This is a genomic window from Methanosaeta sp. UBA458 (genome assembly GCF_002496085.1).
Lineage (GTDB): Archaea > Halobacteriota > Methanosarcinia > Methanotrichales > Methanotrichaceae > Methanothrix > Methanothrix soehngenii.
The window spans coordinates 1-1284 of sequence record NZ_DAIK01000153.1; the positions used below are offsets into that span (position 1 = coordinate 1).

Annotated in this window: 3 protein-coding genes; all 3 read left to right on the forward strand. The window is 50.4% G+C overall.

Annotated elements, in window-relative coordinates; all coding sequences use genetic code 11:
• Nucleotides 1–216: hypothetical protein (locus BP822_RS11400; protein ID WP_286858188.1), on the forward strand; the 216-nt coding region annotated here is incomplete at its 5' end.
• Nucleotides 168–566, forward strand: a complete 399-nt coding sequence (locus tag BP822_RS11405) for a NosD domain-containing protein (protein WP_286858190.1) — start codon at nt 168–170, stop codon at nt 564–566. The genes BP822_RS11400 and BP822_RS11405, both read left to right, overlap by 49 nt.
• A 16-nt stretch (nt 567–582) precedes the next feature.
• Nucleotides 583–1284 (forward strand): PsbP-related protein (locus BP822_RS11410; RefSeq protein WP_286878322.1); only part of this gene is annotated, 702 nt, incomplete at its 3' end.

Consider the following 1284-nt stretch of genomic DNA (forward strand, 5'->3'; position numbering starts at 1 on the left):
TTTAGGGCGGGGAGCAGTCACGTCCTGCATTCAGTAGCTCTGATAGGCGTAGATACCGGCAGCGGACGGCCAGTGATAGATGCCAACGGATCGTCGAGCGCCATCACATTGAGGGCCAATGGAACGAGGATTGAAGGCTTCAACCTGACCGGCTCAGGAGGATGCGGATGCGGAAATGCGGCATATTCATCGACTCTTCTGATAACATCATCCTGAATAATAACCTCTATAAGAATAGGTATGGCATTTACATTGAGGAAGGGGCGACGAACAATACCATCCATTCCAATGACTTCCTGGAAAACAGGGTCGCAGCAAACGATACTGTTGGCAACCGGTGGAGCATGGAGATGAAAGAGGAGGGGCTCATGGGACTGCTGAAGGGCGCAAAGATAATCGGAAATCATTATAGCGATTACGACGAGCCAGGCGAGGGCTGCAATGATACCAATTCGGACGGCTTTTGCGATGAGCCCCGGACGATAGGGAATGGGCCGGGGATCGACGAGCATCCGCTGGTCGCTCCCATAATAGCTGGTCAAAAGGAATCTTCATATACTTATTGATGATGAAGCAATACAGGTGATCTTTACGATCAATAATAAGCTTCTAGCCATAATTCTAGCAGCACTGAATCTGGCGCTGCTTGGTTGTGCTTACGGTTCTATTGACTCCTCTTTAAATGGCAGCATTCAGGCCCAGAGCGAGCCTCTGGACACCTCCGGGGCCCTGGCCCTCTCCGACCTGGATGAATGGCTGTTTTATGAGAACTATGACTATGGATTTGAGCTGATTTATCCGGCAGATTGGATCGAGCAGGAGGCCGAAGCCAATGATCAAGGAATGATCGTGGGCTTCCTGGCCCCTGGAGAGGATGTCGATAATCCGACGGTATATCTGTTGCTCCAGAACGAAGAGCTTCCCGCGGGGCAGGATGTAACCCTGGAAGTGTATAGCCAGGCAGCGTTGGGAGTTCTCAATGACATCATGCCAGATCTCCAGATCCTGACCGAGAGCGATATCACAATCAATGAAGTGCCGGCTCATGCCATAGTGTATAGCCTGGAAAGCGAGGGTGTGACATTCAGAGTCTTGGAGGCCTGGACTGTGATTGACGAGTATGCTTATATATTCACATATAAAGCTCCTGATGAGGTTTATGATCAGTTTGCCGAAGATGCCGCCGATATCATAGACTCCTTTGATGCTGACTTATTTGCTCGAATCCCTGAGAGCTCAGGACCATTGGAGGAAGCGGCTGAGAATGAGAGCCTGAATGAGACG